The 21,599-nt window shown below is 44.3% G+C and carries 14 protein-coding genes; 7 read left to right on the top strand and 7 right to left on the bottom strand.

Annotated elements, in window-relative coordinates:
• Nucleotides 1-30: 30 nt before the first annotated feature.
• The 3 genes from DTA23_RS21595 to DTA23_RS21585 all read right to left on the bottom strand — a co-directional run bounded on the left by DTA23_RS21595 (nt 31) and on the right by DTA23_RS21585 (nt 6,658).
• On the bottom strand, nt 31-2,607 hold the full coding sequence (locus DTA23_RS21595) for a glycoside hydrolase family 5 protein (protein WP_112375997.1): 2,577 nt from the start codon (nt 2,605-2,607) through the stop codon (nt 31-33).
• Nucleotides 2,608-2,756: 149 nt separating this feature from the next.
• Nucleotides 2,757-5,261, bottom strand: a complete 2,505-nt coding sequence (locus DTA23_RS21590) for a hybrid sensor histidine kinase/response regulator transcription factor (protein ID WP_112375996.1) — start codon at nt 5,259-5,261, stop codon at nt 2,757-2,759.
• Entirely contained in the window at nt 5,237-6,658 is a 1,422-nt protein-coding gene (locus DTA23_RS21585) for a ligand-binding sensor domain-containing protein (RefSeq protein WP_112375995.1), read from the bottom strand. Before DTA23_RS21585 ends, DTA23_RS21590 begins: the two co-directional genes overlap by 25 nt.
• Before the next feature lie 371 nt (nt 6,659-7,029).
• Here DTA23_RS21585 and DTA23_RS21580 point away from each other — a divergent pair, with 371 nt between their 5' ends.
• The 6 genes from DTA23_RS21580 to DTA23_RS21560 all read left to right on the top strand — a co-directional run bounded on the left by DTA23_RS21580 (nt 7,030) and on the right by DTA23_RS21560 (nt 16,929).
• The gene (locus DTA23_RS21580; protein ID WP_112376551.1) at nt 7,030-7,668 is read left to right on the top strand and encodes an OmpA family protein; all 639 of its coding nucleotides are present in this window, start codon (nt 7,030-7,032) and stop codon (nt 7,666-7,668) included.
• A 27-nt stretch (nt 7,669-7,695) separates the two neighbouring features.
• On the top strand, nt 7,696-8,427 hold the full coding sequence (locus tag DTA23_RS21575) for a PRC-barrel domain-containing protein (protein WP_112375994.1): 732 nt from the start codon (nt 7,696-7,698) through the stop codon (nt 8,425-8,427).
• A gap of 250 nt (nt 8,428-8,677) precedes the next feature.
• The gene (locus DTA23_RS27255; RefSeq protein WP_172462486.1) at nt 8,678-8,836 is read left to right on the top strand and encodes a hypothetical protein; all 159 of its coding nucleotides are present in this window, start codon (nt 8,678-8,680) and stop codon (nt 8,834-8,836) included.
• A gap of 93 nt (nt 8,837-8,929) precedes the next feature.
• Nucleotides 8,930-14,323, top strand: coding sequence for a translocation/assembly module TamB domain-containing protein (locus DTA23_RS21570; protein ID WP_112375993.1), 5,394 nt, complete (start codon nt 8,930-8,932; stop codon nt 14,321-14,323).
• Nucleotides 14,289-16,619: a translocation and assembly module lipoprotein TamL gene (tamL, locus tag DTA23_RS21565; RefSeq protein ID WP_112375992.1), complete on the top strand. Its 2,331-nt coding sequence runs from the start codon at nt 14,289-14,291 to the stop codon at nt 16,617-16,619. The genes DTA23_RS21570 and tamL overlap by 35 nt, the downstream gene beginning before the upstream one ends.
• Before the next feature lie 46 nt (nt 16,620-16,665).
• Nucleotides 16,666-16,929 (top strand): SemiSWEET transporter, encoded by a 264-nt coding sequence (locus DTA23_RS21560; RefSeq protein WP_204991011.1) that lies wholly within the window; start codon nt 16,666-16,668, stop codon nt 16,927-16,929.
• Nucleotides 16,930-16,980: 51 nt separating this feature from the next.
• Here DTA23_RS21560 and DTA23_RS21555 read toward each other — a convergent pair whose 3' ends face one another.
• Both DTA23_RS21555 and DTA23_RS21550 read right to left on the bottom strand, forming a co-directional pair.
• The gene (locus tag DTA23_RS21555; protein ID WP_108635218.1) at nt 16,981-17,166 is read right to left on the bottom strand and encodes a CsbD family protein; all 186 of its coding nucleotides are present in this window, start codon (nt 17,164-17,166) and stop codon (nt 16,981-16,983) included.
• Nucleotides 17,167-17,261: 95 nt separating this feature from the next.
• Nucleotides 17,262-18,245: a YihY/virulence factor BrkB family protein gene (locus DTA23_RS21550; RefSeq protein WP_112375991.1), complete on the bottom strand. Its 984-nt coding sequence runs from the start codon at nt 18,243-18,245 to the stop codon at nt 17,262-17,264.
• Nucleotides 18,246-18,550: 305 nt separating this feature from the next.
• Between DTA23_RS21550 and DTA23_RS21545 the strand changes: the two genes are divergently transcribed.
• Complete coding sequence (locus tag DTA23_RS21545) at nt 18,551-19,006, top strand: PA2169 family four-helix-bundle protein (RefSeq protein ID WP_088162370.1); 456 nt, start codon at nt 18,551-18,553, stop codon at nt 19,004-19,006.
• 211 nt (nt 19,007-19,217) lie between these two features.
• Here DTA23_RS21545 and DTA23_RS21540 read toward each other — a convergent pair whose 3' ends face one another.
• Both DTA23_RS21540 and DTA23_RS21535 read right to left on the bottom strand, forming a co-directional pair.
• Nucleotides 19,218-20,402 carry a glycoside hydrolase family 76 protein gene (locus DTA23_RS21540; protein ID WP_112376547.1) on the bottom strand — a complete coding sequence of 395 codons (1,185 nt, stop codon included), beginning with the start codon at nt 20,400-20,402 and terminating at the stop codon, nt 19,218-19,220.
• A gap of 62 nt (nt 20,403-20,464) precedes the next feature.
• On the bottom strand, nt 20,465-21,589 hold the full coding sequence (locus DTA23_RS21535) for a glycoside hydrolase family 76 protein (protein ID WP_112375990.1): 1,125 nt from the start codon (nt 21,587-21,589) through the stop codon (nt 20,465-20,467).
• Nucleotides 21,590-21,599 lie beyond the last annotated feature (10 nt).

Below are 21,599 nucleotides of genomic sequence, written 5' to 3'. Positions count from 1 at the left end.
ACTAATCGGTGGCATTAAGCAGCTGTATCGCTATTCGAGCCATATCGCAGCTATGGATAGTACCACCCCTTCCATCTTTTCGCCTGAAACGATTAGTTTTTCGATCTCCCTTTTGTCAAATTGAGCCTGAACTGTAGGTTTAAAAAACCGTTCAAGAAATACAGGATAAGGAGCAGGTAGCAAAGCCGTAGGCACAAGCTTTAAGTCGGCTAGATCCATACGGACCAAAGATTCGCCCGATGTCCCAATAGCTATGTTTTCCACATAGGTATACCCTTTTTTTGTAACAAACCCAGCATGCAGTAGCGGATTCCCGCCCTCATGTTTCAAGAGTATACAGAGTTTTGTGGCAGCAGCGATACCCGCAGGCCGTTCAGCAATTGTCGATTTGATATCTTTTACCCAAAAATACTGTACCCCAGAATCCTTAGCATGAAAAGTATAGGTCCAAAAAGGAACTTTACTGAGATCATGATGCTCCCGTTGCGCAGTCATGTAAGCCGTTTCTGGAATAGCGAAAGTTTCCAAAGAAGAGACTTTGGACAAGGACTCAAAAAGCCCTATAGGCGCCCGCTGCTCATTTAAACCCACCGTCCAATAACTATTGACACGATAATTCCAATCCAGCGGTGCTCCAGTCTGATTATCAGGATAGGTAATTTTTTCACCATCCACAAACACAGTAGCTGTATATTTCAATTCATTGCCCACGAATAAGGATGCCGGGACATCCGCTTCATAGGTACAGTTATCTTTGGAGATCAACTTGATGTAGGGATTATGATCTTTCCAAAACGAAACCTGATCCGTTTGTAGAATAATGGAATCGGGCTGTTTTTCAAAAACATAACGGAACTGCAATTTGGTAGAGCGCCCTTTTTCCAATACTTTGGGCTGCTGGTGTATCAATAGAGGTAGCTTCAGCGCTTCAGTTTTTGGCGCGTAATATTCGCCCAAATAGCCATTTTTCCAGGGCGAGGAAGCTAGCCAGCTATTTTTCAGCTGGATATTCTTACGCTTTAACAGATATACTCCAGGCTTAACGCTAAAACTTGTTTTAGCAACTGAAATAGCTTCATCGGTGTCATTTTTTCCTACCAGTGACCGGACGGTAAACAGGTCGCCTAGATCAGGAATCCGAATATCGATCATCTGTGACCGATACAGGATATGTACCACCTCCCGATCGAGCGATGGCTTAGCAAAAGGATCAGCGATTTTTTCTGCATCCGGCATAACCTCCAAACGCCATAGACCATCTTCCAGTCGATCTAAAAAATAAGCACCAGATCCACGGTATTCCACCACAGGTGATGAACCATGACCGGCAATATGTTGCAATTTCGTTGGATTTAAAGGCCTTACTGTCGTATTATTGGTGTAAAAATACTTATCCTGCGCATTCATCACGGAGAGATCCTGCTCATAACTGACGCTAAAATCGCCAAATAGGGTGTCTTGAGGATACTGTTCGAACTTTTTATTTCTTGGTATCGTATAAGCTACCTCCGCAGCGATCATGGTACTCAGTGCTTTTGCCGGGGTATAAGCCAAATTGAGATAATGTGTCTGATATTCGGTATTGTAGGCTGCAATATCCATCGGATCGTAAGCAAACTGAGTGATCCACTGAAATCCCGCCGAACGAAATGTGCGGCTCATTGCGGGATGTATGTAGCTGTAGAGATTATCAGCAGGATCATATTCGTAAACCGCCTTCGCTTTGTTGGCAAAGCCTTTCAAGTTTGAAAAAGGGATATCGTACTGATCAATGTAAGGAAGAAAATTCCCCTGACGTTCCCGTCCAGCAACCAGTCCCACAGGATACCATTGATAGGTTGTCCCTTGGATATCAGCATCAAAATAAGCCTTAACATGTTCCATATTATGACTTACATTGTAGAAAATCGGTTTTTTATTCCCGGCTTTCTTCATAGCCTTCACCATTCGACCGATATAGTCCGACGTCGTCTGAATGGCATCTGTATGGCAAGGTTCATTATTTATTTCAAAACCTATGATGTAAGGGTCCGTCTGATAAGCATTTCCGGTATACGGGTTGACATGATGAAGTAACTGGGTAATGTATTTTTCTTGAGCAGCTATCGCCTGTGGATTAGCATGAACCGCACACTTATCATAATGATACGTAAATGCATCTGTATTTATATTTCTTTCTGGATAACCATTACCAAAATTGGTCATTCCCGTAATCAGGATCCTAATTCCCCTTTCCTGAAGTTTAAAAAGTAGATAATCCAATAGATCAAGATGTTCATTGCTGATCAGGTTACCATTTTTATCGGAGATTTCTACATCCCAAATATGGATACGATAAGCATTATATCCCAAACGGGCGAAGTGGTAAACGTCCCGATCAATAGCCCGCTTTCGATCGATGCCTTTATCGTGTAAAGCCCGAAAAGCATGGGCAAAAGGAACGGTATAATTGATGCCATAAAATGAAGCTTCAGCTTTGGAGTCGGACCAGCGCATGACACCTTCACGGTCGACAAAAACTGTAGGGACCTTTTTAATCGCCTTCGATTGAGCGTAAGAATTGACATAGCCCAAAAGAGCAAAGCAGCATAAAATAATTACACGCATGGATTGTATCGATTTATAATTTTTTGGTTATTACTCTTACAAACCTATCAAACGTGATTATTTTTTAAGGCCACATATCGGACAAAGAACAACACAAATTGGACATCCCCAACCACCTAAAACAACAAACAATACTAACAATCAACCACTTACAAATAACCTTCCATATACACCTTTGGTGACATCCCAAATTCCGATTGAAAGCATTTTGAAAAATAAGAAGCATTGGAGAATCCGACCATATACATCACCTCGGAAACGGTAAACTTTTTTTGCTGTAATAACAGCGCTGCTTTTTTGATACGAATGCTGCGTATATACTCCACCGGTGTATAGCCTGTTAGTTGCTTAATTTTACGATGGAGTTGTCTGGCGGCGACATCCGTCAGCTCACTGAGCCGCTGCACCGAAAATTCCGAATCGTCTAAATTTTCTTCGATCAGCCGTGTCACATTGGTCAGAAATTTTTCATCTGGTGAATGTACAGCTATTGCTTCTGTGGGTTTACTGATTTCGTCGATACGCAACTGAGCGACAATCTTATCTTTCCTATCCAAGAGCTGCAATAGCTGTATCTGGAGCAAGTCCAGATCAAAAGGTTTCGCCATATAAGCATCTATGCCGACGGCAACCCACTCGCGTCTGATCAGCTTATCGTTTTGTGCGGTAAGCAAAATAATCGGAATAGTTGCCGTCACGATATTTTGTCGTAGTTTTTTCACCATTTCAATCCCCCCCATATTGGGCATCATGGCATCCGTGAGAATAATGTCGGGCACAAAACTATGTCCGTCGATCAAGCGTAAGCCCTCGCTACCATCACTCACAATGCGGCAATCGTAATGTGGCTGCATGGCATTTCGTAAAAAATCAGCGAGTTCGGCATTATCTTCGACGATCAGTAGCTTTCGTTTAGCCCCTACCGGTATGCTATCGGTCGCATCCTCATCGTTTACATGGTCATGTTTCCAACTAAGCGTTACGGCTGTGCCATTTTGATCGCTCGCTATATCAACGGTCCAGCCCAACTGTTCACAATAACTTTTGACAAGGTACAGACCAACGCCCGTGCCCTGTACAGCACTCACTTCTTTCAGGGAAGAACGATAGAATTTGCTAAATACATAAGGTAGGTCTTCAGGTGCTATACCAATTCCCGTATCCCGAACGACAAGCTTGACATCTGGACCAATTACTTTCAGCCGCAGTTCCACGCCACCCTCCGGACGATTATACTTACAGGCATTAGCGATGAGGTTGTTGAGAATCGATCCCAGTTTGGCTACATCGGTCTGTATAAAAAAGCTCTCTACATCGGTAACAAAGCCAATATGGACGGTACTGTACTCAGGTATCTGCTGCCAGTCAGCTATAATTTGTCTGCTATAGGCGACCAGATCCACCTGAGAGGTAAGCAGGCCCTGTAAGGGCGTCTGTTGCTGCTCGACCTGATCAAAAGTCATCAATTCCTGGATGAGATGGCTTATTTTTAAGGCATTTCGATGAACACCATCCAACTGCTTCTTTTTGTCACTGTTCTTTGTCTGCCGCATCATTTGGCTGACAGGAGCCAAAATCAGGCTTAAAGGGGTTTTCAGCTCATGCGACACAGCTGTCAGGAAGTCCATTTTCATCTTTGTGAGCTCAAGTACCTTTCTCCGTTCGCGCCTTTCCCATTTTAGTGTACTACGAACCCTGAAAAAATTGACGACCCAAAATAGCAGGAAAACAACAATGAGGGCGTAAGCAGCTTTGGCCCAATAGCTTGCATACCATGGATAACGGATCTGAATATGGTAGGTATAAATCTCCGACACAACATGACCGGCGACATCCACTTTAGCCAACTGAAGGTCGTAGTTACCCGAACTTAAGTTGGACAGAAGCACTTTGTTATCACCCCGTTCCATCGGAATCCAGGTTTCATTTTTTCCTTTAAAAGCATAAGCTAGGCGATAGCCCAAATGATTCCCATAATCCAAATCGGAAAATTCAAGCCGGAGGTTATTCTGATCATGCGCCAAAGCGATCTCGTTCTTATACCGCAAGCCATAGTCGTAATTACCGAAACGTTCATTATTGACATACATTGCGGTGAGCACAATCTTTTTGGAACCATCCAGATCCGCTAGCTCATTTTGCGCGGGCAACAGGACCACCTCATCAATTCCTCCCAGCACCACTTGTTCCCGCTCGGCATCGTAGTACATCGAGGATATCCTTTGTCCGTATCTTAATAATTCAGTTTTTAAACTCTGCTTATTAACCTGCCATACTCCAGTACTCGTTGCCAGCCAGATGCTTTCTTTGACCTCGGCCATGGCAGTTACTTCTCCTTTACCAACAGGATCAAAACGAAGCAATGTATTTTTCCCGTCCGGAGCAATTCGCCTCAATTCGCCATGTTCCCCTACCCACACCGTATGCTGCCCATCCTTCAGCATAAAGGTCGCCTGATCCAATGCATGCCCAGCGCTGTCTTTAAGCTCCGTTATTTTCCCTGTGGCCACATCAATGCTACTGATCCCCTTATTATAGAACAGCGCCAAGATCTTCCCCCTTCCATTGTCAACGATCTGATTGGCAAAATCTTCCAGAAGACCGTCAGCTTTACTGAAATTACGGTTTGCTATGACCGGGCCCGTCGCCTCCAATAAACGGCTTCGGTTGACAACAAATATCCCCCCATATAGGAGGCCACCCAGAAATTATCCTGTCCATCTTGCAAGATGTCGTACGACCATTTCGCATTTCGTCTTCCACTGGCATCGACGATTGTAAAGGTTTTAAACTGTTTCGTATGCGCATCAAACACATTGACGCCACCGTCGGAGGCTATCCACACCAATCCCGTATGATCCTCAAATATATCCCGGATACGGTTGTGTGCCAGACGATAGGTCTTGGCATCCATACGGTACCAGTTGCTTTCCGTATTTTTGTCGTCCAGCCCACGTACACGGATCAAACCATTATCGCCTCCCAGCCAATACCAGCCATTGCGATCCCTGTTAATTTTATAAAAACGGTTGCCGTCGCTGCTCGCTGTCAATTGATAGATCGGCAGTATTTTTTCCACCTTGCGGTTGGACCATAAGGAAAATCCCAGGTCGGTACCCAGCCAGATATTTTCCGACCGATCCTTAAAGATACTCCACACGATGTTATTGGCCAGCGAGTTTCTATTCCGGGAATCATGTTTGATCCGTTTGACCAGCTGCTGATCCAGCTGATACGTAAAAAGACCATCATCCGTACCGACAAGCAAGGTATTGGAATCTTTGGAAGCCATCGCTTTGATGGGATGATTTTGTAATACCGGAGTTTTCTGAAGCGTATGGTTCTTCGTATTATAGCGATACAGGCCGTATTCTGTTCCAACATAGGTACTTGCCGATTCCGGAATAGAAAATATAGAATTCACAAATTGATTACTCCCCGGCCTATAATCTGGGAGCGGTAGAGGCGCAATATCTTTTCTCGCTGGATTTAATTCAAAAAGTCCATTATACGTACCGATTAAGATTCTATCGCCCACCTTTTCCAGTGCATACACGGCGGATTTTGATTTATTCTTTGGGAATGAATTATGATAATCAATAAGTTTACGTGTCTTGGTATTATAGCAATACAAACCACTTATTGAACCTATCCACAAGGTATCGCCAACAAGGAGCAAAGACCTGACATCTCCAGGTCCCCCTGCCGGAAAAGATTCGAATCGGTCGAACTGATAGTTATAGAGCAGCACACCCTGCCCTGTCCCCAATGCGAAATGTTTATTATCGATCAGTGCAATGCAGTAAACGAAAGTCTGAAAAGAAGATTTGGTCCCCGTGAGCGGCTGCAGCGCATAGCCATCATAATTAAATAACCCATTGTTACTTCCCAGCCAAAGCATCCCCAAGCTATCCTGTGCAAAAGAGTGGACTGTATTTGCATTCGTTCCCAAGGAAATATTGCGAAAAGAGGGATAATCCAGCGATTGCCCGAAAACAGGCGTACCCACGAAAGAACAAACAAGTAACCAATAGAAATAAAGAGATTGCATTTTTTATAAGCGCTATACCACAAACTTAATTATTTCAAATGGAATAGCACTTATCCAATCAATCTTCTCAAGCGGAAATAGCATTCTGTAACAGTAGCAAAATTTGCCTGTTTTGTATCTGCTGCACATGAAGTGAGCAGTAACAAAATAAAATATAAACAATAGCGATAAAACCCCATGCCTGTAAAACTATGAAATTATCGGCAAAGATTTTTAAAAGCCCAAAGATCCGGAACAGGTCATGTACGCTGAAGGTACGATTCTGACTTTTGTACGTTTTCCAGGCGGTATGATTTAACCAGCAATCCTTCCTAAACAAAACTTTTTCAAACGAAGCTCAATAAATGTTGTTCTGTTTGAAAAAAGTATATATGGCACATTTAGAAGTAAAACCTAAAAATGGAGCACCTTGGTGGTTATGGCTCCTTCTTTCACTGATCGCATTGGGATTGGTCCTCTATTTCATCAATCGTTCTAACAGTGGCGCTAGGTTAAATGAAACCAGCTCCGATACGACCGTTAATTCAAGCGCGCCACAAGGAGATACACTTGCGACCACCGTTCCAGAATGGAATTCAATTGATTTCAACAGTGCTGAATCTTCCGATCCAAACATTACGGATAAGGATATCCGTGTACGTTCGAGCGATGCTTATACCATCTATTCGTTAGGGGAAAACATCTTGTTCGCAACCGATAAAAATACCTTAGAAAGTACAGCTGAAGCGAAGCTCAACCAGATTTCAGCAGCTTTAAATAAAAATTTTAAAGGAGCCTATGTTGGCGTTTTCGGCAATACGGATAGCACAGGTACAGTTTCCCACAATAAGCAGCTTGGTGTAGAAAGAGCAACCGCTGTCAAAGACTGGCTCGTCAAGCGTGGCAACATTGCTCAGGAAAAAATCAGTATACATTCTCGTGGTGAAAAAGCGCCAGTCGCCAACAATGAAACTGCAAGTGGCAGAAATCAGAACCGCAATGTGGAGATTGTCGTTTTTCGGAATAAATAAAAATTGATAACCAATAAAATTAAAGACATGGCAATAGAAGAAAACAACTATAATCATTTGATTGAACTCGGTGGAAGCGATTATGAAATTGTCGACGGCGAACCAGATATCCGAGGCTGGAAAGTGAAAAATGAAGCTGGTCAATTGATCGGCAAGGTGGATGATCTACTCTTTGATCCTGAAAGCCTACAAGTCCGTTATATCATCGTTGATCTCCATGACGCCGATTTTGTTATTGACGAAGACAAGAAAGTATTGGCCCCCATTGGATTAGCATCGCTTTATGACGGTACACAAATTCAGGCCAGCAATGAGGAAACCACGCTGGTTCCACCTGTCGAGCCCATCGATCCTAGCGTGATCCTTACGGTAGACGAAATTCCGACGGAAGAACCAGCAACAGATTATCTGTATAATCCTGCCGACGATGGCGAAGTAGTGGTCATATCCGTCAGTGAAGATCAGTTAATTCGACTGCCTGCTTACCAACAGGATAAAGTCACGCCCGAAACAGAGTTAATTACACGTCATGTATTTGAAGGCACTGGCGATGTAGGTTTCGTCGTAAGCTCTAACAGCTATGACCCGACTGCATTCTACGATCATTATCACTTTAGCGAAGATACGTTCTATAGCGGCGGGAAAAGAACCGAAAGTCTTCCGACAGATCAGACGCAGCGCACCCGTAGAGTGGCTGCACGACATGAGCAAGGGACGGGGCACGAGCCGGGTACACTCGACAACAATAGTGAACTTTAGTATAATCACGTACAACTACTTTGAGCGGCTTAGATAATATGCGTTATTTAAGCCGCTTATTTATAAATAACTGCAACTATAGCGTGCATAGACAAACCCTAAATGCCGTATTTCTTGAATTTAATCGTGTAAATACCCAAACCGTCAGTATTTTATAACCTATCGTACCAAATTACTACTGAAATCCCTTTTCCGCCATAAAAACTGCATTAAAATTGCATGATTTGTAGAAAATCAATACAAATCGCTTATGAAAGCAACATATAAAATCGTCAACCAAAAGAATAGACAGATAATCCGAAAGTATTATGAAAAATATAGCTGGTATAAACTGGACCGCGAGGAGCTCACACAGGAATTACTCATCCGTGGCGGCTTTCTAGCGATTCTAACTTGGTTGTTATGGTAAGCTAAACATACATCGGCAGAGATATCAATTCACGATATCCAAACCATTTGCAGTTCTGTGTTGTTATATCTGTAAACTTAAATCAACAACACCTTGAACAGATTTACACGAATTGCTTTAAAAACAATACTGTGGATTATTGGCGGCATCATTGCGCTTTTTATGCTGATCCTTTTTTTATTGCGCCTGCCCAGTATACAGAATTATATCGCCGGAAAAGTAACGCATTATGTCGAAGGCAAGATCGGCACACCCGTTAGCATTGGCTACATTAATATTGATTTCCCCAAAAAATTGGTCCTCGAAAACATCTACCTCGAAGACCAAAGTAAGGATACCCTGGTTGCGGGAAAAAGCATTGCCGTCGATATCAATATGCTCAAGCTTTTGAAAAATACGGTAGAGATCCAAAGCCTGGAAGCCCGCGGAATTACCGCCAAAATACGACGTACTCTTCCCGACAGCGCCTTCAACTTTGATTATATCGTTAAGGCCTTTGTTTCTGAAAAAGAAAGTGAACCTACTGCTGACACCACTTCTGCCCTGCTGTTTAACCTCGATAAAATACAGTTTGAAAAAATACATGTGGTTTATGCCGATGCTGTGATTGGTACCAGTGCCGACGTCTATCTCGGTCGTTTAAATACCAACATAAAGAAATTTGACCTGACCAAAAACATGGCCTTTGAGCTACCTAAAATCAATATCGACGGACTAAATGCAACGGTCAAGCAGTGGAAGCCCGCCGCAGCAGGCGCAGGCCCATCGGTAGAAGATTTTGGTATCACCGATAAAACGGCACAGACAACTTCCCTCCTTCCTGACGTGGGTATACAGGTGGCCGACCTCAATAATATTTTGGTCCGCTACGAGGACCAGTCCAGTGCACTGAAGTCGCAATTTGTCCTAAAAAGATTCCATGCCGACATCAATCAGATCGATCTGAACAAACAAGTTGTCGACATCCAAAAGCTCGATCTCGACGGCTCGGACAACAATGTCCTGCTCGGAAAAATTCAACAGGCTACTGCCAAGGTGACAAAAACCAACGCAACGAAAGCAGACGCGGCAACAACCAACGCAAAAAACAAGGAAGCAAAAACTGGGAAATCAGACGCCCAGGCAGAAAAGAACGGCACTGCAAAAACAGCTTCCGGTGCGGCCACAACGATGAATTGGGTAGTTTCCGCAAAAGACATCATCATCAACAATACCAGTATCCGTTTTAAAGACGACAATCAGCCGCGCATCAAAGGCTTCGATTATTTTAATATCCACATGCCCGGTCTAAAAACCAGGTTAACCGATCTGTACTACAGCGCCGACTCCATGAGCGGATCCTTGAAAGAACTCGTGGCAGCCGACCACTCCGGCTTTGTCATCAAGCAATTAAAGGCCGATTTTAAGTATACCAATACCGGTGCCGAAATCAAAAATCTCTATGCGGAAACTCCTCGCACCCTGATTCGCGATTATGTTAAGCTAAGTTATCCTTCCCTGGATATCATCGCCAAAAGACCAGAATTGATCACGGTCAATGCCAACATCACAAAAAGCTATATTGATATGCGCGATATCCGATTTCTCGCACCCTTTCTGGACACCATGCAGGTGATGAAGCCCCTGCTCGACAAAAAATTTTATATCGACACCCGCGTGACCGGCCGTGTCGATGATCTGCATATTCCGAATATCGACTTCAGGACACTTTCCAATACCCGATTGATTGCCAGCCTGCATCTGAAAGGACTACCCGATATGAATAAATTGTCGGTAGACCTCAACCTGAAAAAACTGACGACAGGCCGTTCGGATATCGAAAAACTCGTTTCCAAATCGATGCTGCCTGCCGGAATCGAATTACCCAATACCATCGGTCTGAGCGGAACTTTTAAAGGTGGAATGACTGCCTTCAAGACCAACCTCGCATTGGTGACCGAAAAAGGCACTGCCAAAGTCGATGGAACGGTCCAAATGACCAAGCGCGATACCCTATACGATGCGGCAGTCAACGTTCGTGACCTCAATATCGGTCAAATCATGAAAATGGACAGTACCCTGGGCATCCTTTCTTTCGAAGGAAAAATCAAAGGCAAGGGTACCGATCCTAAAAAACTGATGGCCAATTTTGACGGTAAAGTGAACCGGCTGGATGCGATGGGCTACCGCTACCATGATATCGACATGGATATATCGGCCGATAAGGGTGCGATGAAGGCATCCATTCTAAGTCCCGATCCGAATATCAAACTTAAGCTGAATGCCAGCGCCAATATGAAATCGACTTATCCCAAGGTAGCATTCGAACTGCTGGTCGACAGCATCAACTTGCAAAAGTTACACCTGATGCAGGATGCGCTTAGCTACCGGGGCAAACTGAGCGGTAACTTCAGCACGGCAGATCCGAACTTTTTGAATGGTGAAGCGCATATTACCAATTCGTTGATACGATATAACTCCGATCGTTACGCACTGGATACTGTTTCACTCTTGGCCAAGGCCGATACCAGCCGCAATCAGCTGGTGCTGCGTTCTGATTTTCTGAATGCCCACCTGGTCGGCAAATACAAAATTCTGGAGCTGCAAAGTGCCGTCCAAGATTTGCTTCAGGTTTATTACAAACCCGAAAAGCCGGTCAAGATTCCGGCCTACTCACCGCAGATCCTCGAATTTTCGGCACAGCTGAGCCGCAATAGACTGATTCAAGATTTTCTGCCACAGCTGACAGAAATGAAAGCCATTACCCTGGACGGTCTCTTTAACAGTACATCCAAAAACCTCTCGGCCAAACTGGATGCCCCACGCATTGTGTATGCGGGTACGGCGATTGACAATGTAACCCTGGATATCAACAGTCTGGATAGTGCCCTCTATTATTCGGCCTTAATCAACAAAGTTAAAATGAGCAGCATTGAGCTGACCAATACGGTTTTCAGTGGTAAGGTTGCTCAGAACATCGTCAACATGGGGCTTTGGATCAAAGATAAGCAGGATAAAGAACAGTACCACCTGGGGGCCAACATGGAGGCCAAAAATGGCCTATTTGAATTCAGCCTGCTGCAGGACGGCCTCATGCTCAACTACGATAAGTGGGATGTGGCGCCCAACAACACCTTAAAATTTGGCAGCGCAGGACTGCTGGCGAACAATTTTGTCCTCAGCAACAAGGGACAGGAACTGCGCATCGCTTCCAAGGACAGCATCCTGAACTCACCGCTTGATGTGGCGTTTAAAAATTTCCGTATCGAGACACTGAGCAAGATGGTCATGAGTGACAGCCTGGATGTCGGCGGCGGCATCAACGGACAAACCACGCTCTCCCGCTTGGAAAGCAGTCCTGTTTTTGTTGCCGATCTTGTCGTCGACAAGTTTTACTTCGGAAAAGATACCGTGGGCAATATCAATATCAAAGTTAATAATGAACGCGAAAACACCTACAATGCCAACGTAAGCATTACCGAAAACGGAAATAACCTCGTCCTGAGCGGAGACTTTATCAATCCACCGCAAGGCGATGCAGCGCTTGACTTCACCCTGGATATTGCGCCACTGACAATGAAGACCGTACAGGCATTCAGCATGGGCAACCTCAAAGACGCAAAGGGTAACCTGGAGGGTCAGCTAAAAATAAATGGATCGCCTTCGAAACCACAGATCAGAGGTGACCTCAATTTCAGGGAAGCAGAATTTAATGTAGCCATGCTCAATGCCCTGTTCAAAGCAAAAGATGAACAGATCCGTTTTGACCAAAATGGTATTTCGTTTCCCAAATTTGAACTCGAAGACAGCAAAGGCAATTTTGCCCAGGTCAGCGGTTCTATCAAGACACAGACCTACACCGATTTTGAATTTGACCTCGGCATCGCCATGGACAATTTTGAAGTCCTAAATTCCACTCAAGCAGACAACGATCTATTTTATGGAAAAATGTTTCTGGGTACCGATCTGCAGATCGGTGGAAATCTAGACAAACCTGTTGTGGACGGTACCCTCAAAGTACTTGACAGTACCGATTTTACCATGGTAATGCCCAACAATGATCCCGGTATGGCCGATCGGAAGGGTGTAGTCGAATTTGTAGACAAACGCGATACGGCCACCGCAAATGCCCTTGCCCGATTAGATTCCATGACCGTCACCAAACTGACGGGCATAGATGTCGACCTGAACCTGCAGACCGATAAGGATGCTAAGTTTAAGATTCTGCTTGATGCAGGCTCGCAGGATGCCCTAAACATTCAGGGCGAGGCCGAATTAAATGCCGGCGTAGATGCCAGCGGTAAAATAACCATGTCGGGCACTTTTACCGTGGAGAGGGGAAGTTATTCGTTCAGCTTTGGTCCCGTCAGCAGAGACTTCAAATTTCAGAAAGGAAGTACAATTACCTGGAATGGCGATCCATTGGACGCGCAGTTGAATATTACGGCAGTATATACCTTAAAAGCCCCTACGCTAGAACTGGTAGCGCCACAGCTTGGCACGCAGAACGCCAACTTGTACAAGCAAAAGATACCTTTCGACGTGCTGCTGAAAATTTCAGACCAACTGTTTCAGCCACAGCTCAATTTTGATATCGACCTGAATGCCAACAATGCCATCGTATCGCAGGATGTGATCAGTAAGGTAGACAATGCCCTGACGACCTTACGCGATAATCCTTCCGACCTCAATAAACAGGTCTTTTCACTGATAGTGCTGGGGCGTTTTATGTCGGCCAATCCATTTGAAAGCCTTTCTGGTGGCGGTGGTACAGAAGCCCTGGTACGCAATAGCGTCAGTTCGTTTTTAAGTTCGCAGCTCAACCGCCTGGCCTCCGATTTAATTACGGGAGTTGAACTTGATTTCAACCTGACCTCAGCAGACGATTACAGCACTGGAACTGCCCAGACACGTACCGACCTGAACATCGGGGTGTCCAAAATGCTGCTCAACGACCGCCTGAAAGTCAATATCGGATCTAACTTTGAAGTAGAGGGAAATTCACGCCCTGGTGAGGCGGCCAATAATATTGCCGGTGATATACAGCTGGATTATCAGCTTTCCCAAGATGGGCGCTACTTTGCGCGATTCTACCGCAAAAACCAATATCAGGTCACTTTGCAGGGACAGTTTGTTGAAACGGGTATCGGTTTTATCATTACCATGGATTACAACCGGTTTAAGGAGATCTTTATGCGCTCCAAAAAACTCAAGGAATATTACAATACAGGCAGCAAGAAGTTTAGGAAACGTTTTGATGTCGAGCGTATGGAACAGGATTCGGCTTATCGGGACAGCGTCCGCACCGTCATCCGCGACAGCCTGATGCTCCATAGTCCCGAATACCGCAAACGCATGGAAGAACAGGAAAAAGAACAGCAGCGCCGCCAGCAGGTGGACAGCACAGCAAACAGCGCAGGGAAAAAGAGTACGCCGAAACAGTTAGACACGATCAAAACCACAGCAATTAAAAATGAAGACGAAGAAAGGGCTTACCATGCAAATTAAACTACAGGGGCTGATTGGCCTATTTATAATAAGCGGCATCATTGCGGCCTGTTCGTCGACCAAAAACCTACCCGAAGGCGAGAGCCTGTATGTGAAGGGAAATGTGAACATCGCATCCGATACCATTTCGAAGAAAAACAAGGAGAAACTGGCGACCTACCTGGCCGAATCGCTGCGGCCCAAACCCAATAAGCGGTTGCTGGGCATGCCCTACAAGCTATATTTTAACAATATGGCCGGCGATACCGCCAACAGCAACTTTATAAAACGTTTCCTCAAAAAAATTGGCGAGGAACCTGTACTACTGAGCGATGTAAACCGGGAGTACAATGAAAATCTGCTGCGCAACCGACTGGAGAATATCGGATTTTTCAATGCCGAAGTAACCTCTGATACCACCGTTGAAAATAAAAAAGCAACGGTAGACTATACCGCCAAGCCCAATCTGATCTACCGCATTAAATCGGTCACCTTTGATGTGGACAGCACGACCCAGCTCGGCCGCGATATTCAGGGGACTTCCGGTGAGAGCCTGCTACGGCCAAACAACAACTATAGCTTGGATGTGGTACTCAACGAACGGGACCGGATAGACAATGTCCTTAAAAATAAGGGCTACTATTATTTTAGCCCAGACTATATCCTGGTGCAGGTCGATAGCACCATCGGCAACCATAAGGTGAATCTGTATGTCACGGTAAAAAAAGAAGCCCCTGAGCAGGCCCGGGTACCGTCCAAAATCAACAAGATTTATATCTACCCCAACTATACGGAGACCGGGGCAGGCTACCAGCGGTCGGCCCGGAATGCCGAACCATTTGATAGCAGTTATTACTTTATCGATCCAAAACACAGCTTTCGCAAACCTGTTATTGCCAACCACATCTTTTTCAAGCAGGGCGACCTCTACAACCGCGATGCCCACAACCGGACGATCAGCCATTTGGTGAACCTGAACAGCTGGAAATTTGTCAAAAATAACTTTGTGGACAGCAAGGAAGTGCCCAACGCGCTGGATGTGTACTATTATCTCACGCCCTTGCCCAAGAAATCCATCCGGGTAGAGCTGCTGGGCAAGATGGCTTCCGTCTACAACGGGACCGAGGTCAATGTCAACTGGACCTTACGGAATGCTTTTAAAGGAGCCGAAAAGCTCAACATCAATGTATTTGGCGGCTACGAACTGCAGACGGGAGGCAATGCCGACCTGAACTCCAGCTATTTCCGGTACGGTACCGAGGCCACCTTAACCTTTCCGAGGATATTGACGCCATTTGGCACCATCAATCCTTCGCGCCAATTTATTCCGAACACCTATATCAAGGCACGCTATGAATTTTTAAACCGACGGAAAGCCTATACCCTCAATTCCATGGCGCTGAGCTACGGTTATACCTGGCAAGAGAACGAAGAGAAACAGCATGATCTGGCGTTGATGGAAATCACCTATGTACAGCCGAGAGGCATTTCGGAAAGCTATAAAATGCAGATGGATACCATTCCGGCGTTGCGGCATGTGATCGATCCCCAATTTACGATTGGGCCCAATTATAATTTCACCTTTCAGAATACCATGAAAAAACATCTGCAGAATACCTTTTATTTTAAGGGCAATCTGGACCTGTCGGGCAATATTCTGGGACTGATCAAAGGTGCAGATTTTAACAAGGGGAAGACCTTTAAACTTTTTGACGCCTACTTCTCGCAGTATATCAAAGCCAGTGTCGACGGCAGGCATTATTTCAAGCTCAGCGAAAATTCACAACTAGCTTCCCGGGTAAGCATCGGGATGAGCTACTCGTACGGCAATTCGCGTTCCCTCCCCTACCTGAAGCAATATTATGTGGGTGGTCCGAATAGCATCCGTGCCTTTGGCGCACGTGCAATCGGACCAGGTACAGTGGCACCCGAGCGACTCGGAAACGGGCTTTTTTATGCCGATCAGACGGGCGACATCAAGCTGGAGCTGAATACCGAGTACCGAGCCAAAATAGCTGGTCCCGTCCATTGGGCAGCCTTTATTGATGCCGGTAATGTGTGGCTACAACGTGAGGATGAGAATAAGCCCGGGGGCAAATTCAGCAAGGATTTCCTCAAGGAACTTGCCGTGGGCGGTGGCCTGGGGCTACGCTTTGACTTCACTTTTCTGATCCTGCGTACCGACTTTTCCATCCCGTTCCGCATTCCTTATTTACCAGAAGGTGAGCGCTGGGTACTGAAAGATATCGACTTTGGAAGTTCAAGATGGCGGAAAGACAATTTGATGTTTAATCTTGCGATCGGTTATCCATTTTAGTCGATTTGAGCAAAATGCATGATACAATTAAACAGCTATTTCTCTTATGATCAATGAAAACTTATTGGGAATTATTGCGGGGATCCTAACCTCCATTTCGATGTTACCACAGCTGATCAAGGTATTGAAAGAAAAGAATGTGGATGACCTTTCTCCCGTTATGCTGTTAACCTTAATCATAGGACTTGCCCTATGGGTATGGTACGGCATAATGAAAAGTGAGGCGCCCATTATCTATTCAAACAGCTTTGCTGTTCTCGTAAACCTGTGTCTCCTGGGCAGCTATCTGATTTACAGAAAAAAGGCATAAAAAAAGGCGGATAACATTGCTGCTATCCGCCTTTAACCTGAAAACACTATTCTACAAACCGTTCAACCAGTTATTCACCTCATCTTGTGTTTTACCTGTTTTCTTTTGAAGTTTACCTACCAACTCATCTTCTTTGCCTTCCGCATATAGTAAATCATCATCTGTAAGGTCTGCGTATTGTTGTTTTACCTTACCTTTAATTTCGTTCCAACGACCTTTCCAAGTTAATTCGCTCATATTATTTTCCTTTCGTTTTTTATAGATATAACAGCCTGCAGCTGGAATCGTTTAAAAAAAATTGTTATCAAATGTTAAAAAATGTTCACGGCGACTTACTCCGTTTTATCAATGGTGGTTTCCTCGGAATCCATTGGTGCCGGAGGTATTTCATCGACATTCCGCTCGATTTCCTGCGTCTCCACATGGACTGCGAATTCAGACGGTTCAATCGGTATTTCCATTTCCGTCGCATACTCGCGGGTGAAAATCGCGCCGAAATAGAGAATCGCTGCAGTATAATATACCCAAAGCAAAATCAGTACAAAGGAGCCTGCCGCACCGTAGGTATCCTGCGTGGCCGAACGTTCGAGGTAGATGCCGATCAGGTAACGACCAATAACAAATAATATAGCCGTAAACAGGGCACCGGCACGAACGGTCTTCCATTGGATATTGACATCTGGCAAGGTTTTAAAGATCACGCTAAAGAGGATGACAATAACCACAAAGGAAATGACAAAATTAATGACGTTCAACAGCACGACCGTTATTTCCGGAAAATAGCGCTGTAGCTGTCCGGTCAGGGCCAAAATAATACCGTTGACGATCAAGGTGACCACCAGCAGGAAGCCCAGTCCAATAACGAGCGAGGACGATAGCAATCGGTCCTGAATTAGTTTTAACCAACCCTTTTTTGGTTTTGGACGTACATGCCATATTTTATTGATGGAGTTTTGCATATCGCCAAAAACCGTGGTTGCTCCGATAATCAGCGTCACGATACTGATCACCAGCGCCATATTGGATTTGCCCGACAGCTGGAGGTTCTGAATGACCTCTTCAATCTGTTTGGCGGCGCTATTACCCACCAAACCGTTCAGTTCGGTAAAAACCTTTCCCTGAATGGCTTCGGCACCATAAAATATTCCGGCCAGTGCGATCATTAAAACTAAAATGGGGCCAATGGAAAAAACGGTATAATAGGATAATGAAGCACTGTATTTCATGGAGTCTTCATTCATAAATCCCGATACCGTATTTTTCAGTATGGTCCAATAGGTCTGTAGCTTGCTTGTCTTTTCCTTTTTTACATCCATTGCTGTCGTGTTTTTTAATCGTTATTGTTCAAAATCTATCTTGTTTTCTAAGAAAGAAACTCTTAAATAGGACAGAACGTTTGTTTTTTAGGAAAATAAAGTCTACGTTATACGTTTTCTGTCTGGTCAGCAACATAGCCTATGCGAGGAAACACGAAATAAGTCCGCTCAAAATCAGGCAGTAAGCCGCCACAAATTATCATAACAGAAATAAAGACAAACTAATGATTAATCTTCCTTGTTCCTCTACAAACAGCATATAAGATTTAAACAGCACACAAGATTAAAAATAGTATAACGAAAAGATGAAAAGTAATCAGAACGACCCCAATATTTTAAATGACCTCATTAAAATCAACAATGACCGCATCGAAGGATACGAGCTGGCTATTGATCTGGCCAACGAGCAGGGCGAAGGTGCCCGGGAAGCTGTGTTCAGAAAGATGATCGGGCAGTCTGAAAAGTTTATTGCCGAACTCAGTCCACTGGTTGAGCTTGCTGGCCAATACGCGACTGACCGGACAAAATTAAGCGGCGAGCTTTTTCGGCTGTGGATGGTGATCAAATCAAAATTATCGGGCGGTAATATGCAAGATTTATTGGAGCATTGTGAGCGCGGCGAGGCAGCGTTCCGCGAGGTTTACGACAAAGCGCTGGCGGAGGAAAACAAGCTGTCTATCGGGGCCAAAAACTTGATCCAGATTCAGCTGAGCCAGCAGCGGGAAGCCCATGAAAACATTAAAATTCTGTGCGGGATCTAGATTTTTCTGCATCAATGAGTCAATGCAAAAATAGTAAGAAAAAAAATAGGCTAGGGAACCAATACCTAGCCTATATAAATACAATAATCTAACTTGCCTAAGTTATCCAAAAAACCACTGTCAGCGCAAGAATGTTTTAAAAATTTCTCAAAAATTCCGACTGAGCATCAGTAGCGTCGCCCCTATCTTCGTCAGGAAATTGATACATGAATTAATATCCTAGTTTTGCCAAACGTCCATACATCTCCACAAAAGCGCATTGATCTAACAGCCACTTGGATTTTTGCTTTTTCTCCAAAGTCCAGTCGACATCAAAAAGTCCGTCCTGATCCCTCATCTTATACCATGCACGGTCTAGGTTTTTCGCAAAAACATCAATATAGTTTCTATTTCCGTCCTGTTCAAATAAACTGATATATCCCCTCATCATTACAGCATGGAACCATAAGTTACTATTCTTTAACATTGGAAAAGTATCTTGGTCCGTGGTCTGAAAAAAATACGCTAAACAAGCTTTTGCCAGCTCTTGGGCATCAATCAGATATTTTTTTTCCTTGGTAAGCTTGTAAAGCAAGGCTGCTGCTTGCAACATCTGCCCAGCATTATAGGAATACTTGGCCTTACCAATATTTCCATTGAGCTGAATATTATCCCAATACAGCTTGTCCGCAGGATCTTGCAGTCCTGCCTTTGTCCAGTCATAGAGACGTTGTGCTTCATTCAGATAGTCTTTCTCCTGAGTAGCTTCAAACAGTTTTAGTGCAAACACTGCTGCAGGAGCATTGGAACAGGTATTTTTAGATTCCTTTTTCTGTTCACACCAATAGATTCCGCCGCCGAGCTTGTCATCCGCACCGCTTTTTACAAAAGCCCAGATCTCTTTCGCATGCTTGAGATAATCGACCTTTTTTGTCTGCAGATAACTATCGGTAAAGTCAATACCCAACCAGACGTTATCATCATAAAACCGGTCTGATGCCGGAGCAGAATTGATATAGGAAGCATAACCAACGGGCTCCCTAGAATGATCCCTATATTCCATTAATCCTGGTAGCACGCGCTGGTCAAGGATCTTTTGATAAAGCGCTTTGTTCTTTGGGAGCTCCATCAATGTATTTACAGCGGAAAAGCTCCCCGAGAATGGCCATAGGTAGGCATATTTCTTTTGCCCGGCTGCCTGTTCGGGATTATCCAGATAGTCTGCTTTAAAGGTTTCGTCGAATGGATATTTCTCAGTCAACAACTGGTTTTTGGTATTTCCATACTTAGCGTAAATAATAGCTAGGGTTCTTTGGGCACGTTCGGCAGACTGCCCCTTATTGAGTTGACCATAGCCTGTTAAATAGCATAAGCCCGATAGCAGCACGGTCGTCGTTATTTTAATGATTTGTCTCATCAGCATATGTACTTTAAGAAGCCCTCGGAACCTTTTGGGTCACGAAGGCTTCTTGCATTCCATTATTTTAATTTATTTTCATAGCTTGCTAATCCTTCAAAGAGCATGGCTGCACTTGCATAGGCCGTAATTTCACTGTTGCCAATAGGTGGCTGCGCCCAGGATGGGCCAAAGAACAACGTCGGTCGACTCGTTCCCTTAATCCAGGCAATTTTACCATTATTGACCAAAAACTTCTCGAACTTACTCCGGTAGGCTGCATCAATTCCTTCCTGATTTAAATAGTCTACGAAATATCGTATAAATATTCCTTTAAACAATGCGCCGTCGCCATTTCCTTCATCGCGCAAGATATTATTCCCGCCATCGATACAACGTGTAATCGTGTAATAACTAATTTTTTGCGCATCAACCAGATAGAGCTGGTCATTCGTAACCTTAAAAAGCTCCACTGCGGTACCAAGGAACGTTCCCTGATTATAAGTAAGTGTCGTCATATCCACATTACCAGTCTGACCATTAATATTATCATAAACAGCGCCTGTTGACGGATTATACAAGGTTGCCTTTTGCCATTCGTAGATCTTCTTGGCCCAGGTCAGGTAGTTTTCATCTTTTGTCAAACGATATAATCTAGCTGCCAGAATACTAGCTGGCCCATTCGAGCAAGCATTTTTGCTATAGCGCATATCTTTCTTCCAAGCCAATCCGCCGCCTGCATATTGCTCATCCCATGCACCAACAATATCTGTCCATAAAAGTAATACGGTGTCGAGGTATTTTTGATCCTTGGTAATTTCATATAAGCGCAATATGGTCAGTGCATTCCATTCCATATCATCATAGAATACGTTATAATAGGTATTGCCATTTTTGATCTTCACACCTTCAAACCATTTGCCGAAATAGGCACTATACTTGGCATCTTTCGTCCGTAGATAAGCATCGATAACAACATCCATCGCATGTGCATTGGGCCAATATTGAAATCCCAGATCGGATTGATTGATCGCATTGTTAAAATACCCGGACTCATTCCAGAACCCGGCGATCATCTTATCGGAAACCTGTGTTGCAATAGCTGTCCAGCTTTCCTCTACGGAGTCTTCATACGGGTAGCTGTCCTCAATCTTGGTGCATCCAAAGAGTAGAAACAATATGGATGACAGTATAATCATTTTTTTCATCGGGTCTCCT

Origin of the sequence: Sphingobacterium multivorum (assembly GCF_900457465.1) — a bacterium.
GTDB classification, from domain to species: Bacteria; Bacteroidota; Bacteroidia; order Sphingobacteriales; family Sphingobacteriaceae; genus Sphingobacterium; species Sphingobacterium multivorum.
The sequence above is the reverse complement of the archived record's forward strand: the minus strand, read 5'-3'. Positions and strand labels throughout refer to the sequence as shown.

Bases quoted from the DNA above. Each gene is read 5' to 3' on its own strand.
- DTA23_RS21595 (WP_112375997.1), bottom strand. From the start codon at position 2,607: ATGCGTGTAATTATTTTATGCTGCTTTGCTCTTTTGGGCTATGTCAAT.
- DTA23_RS21585 (WP_112375995.1), bottom strand. From the start codon at position 6,658: ATGCAATCTCTTTATTTCTATTGGTTACTTGTTTGTTCTTTCGTGGGT.
- DTA23_RS21580 (WP_112376551.1), top strand. From the start codon at position 7,030: ATGGCACATTTAGAAGTAAAACCTAAAAATGGAGCACCTTGGTGGTTA.
- DTA23_RS21575 (WP_112375994.1), top strand. From the start codon at position 7,696: ATGGCAATAGAAGAAAACAACTATAATCATTTGATTGAACTCGGTGGA.
- DTA23_RS27255 (WP_172462486.1), top strand. From the start codon at position 8,678: ATGAAAGCAACATATAAAATCGTCAACCAAAAGAATAGACAGATAATC.
- tamL (WP_112375992.1), top strand. From the start codon at position 14,289: ATGAAGACGAAGAAAGGGCTTACCATGCAAATTAAACTACAGGGGCTG.
- DTA23_RS21560 (WP_204991011.1), top strand. From the start codon at position 16,666: ATGATCAATGAAAACTTATTGGGAATTATTGCGGGGATCCTAACCTCC.
- DTA23_RS21555 (WP_108635218.1), bottom strand. From the start codon at position 17,166: ATGAGCGAATTAACTTGGAAAGGTCGTTGGAACGAAATTAAAGGTAAG.
- DTA23_RS21550 (WP_112375991.1), bottom strand. From the start codon at position 18,245: ATGGATGTAAAAAAGGAAAAGACAAGCAAGCTACAGACCTATTGGACC.
- DTA23_RS21545 (WP_088162370.1), top strand. From the start codon at position 18,551: ATGAAAAGTAATCAGAACGACCCCAATATTTTAAATGACCTCATTAAA.
- DTA23_RS21540 (WP_112376547.1), bottom strand. From the start codon at position 20,402: ATGAGACAAATCATTAAAATAACGACGACCGTGCTGCTATCGGGCTTA.
- DTA23_RS21535 (WP_112375990.1), bottom strand. From the start codon at position 21,589: ATGAAAAAAATGATTATACTGTCATCCATATTGTTTCTACTCTTTGGA.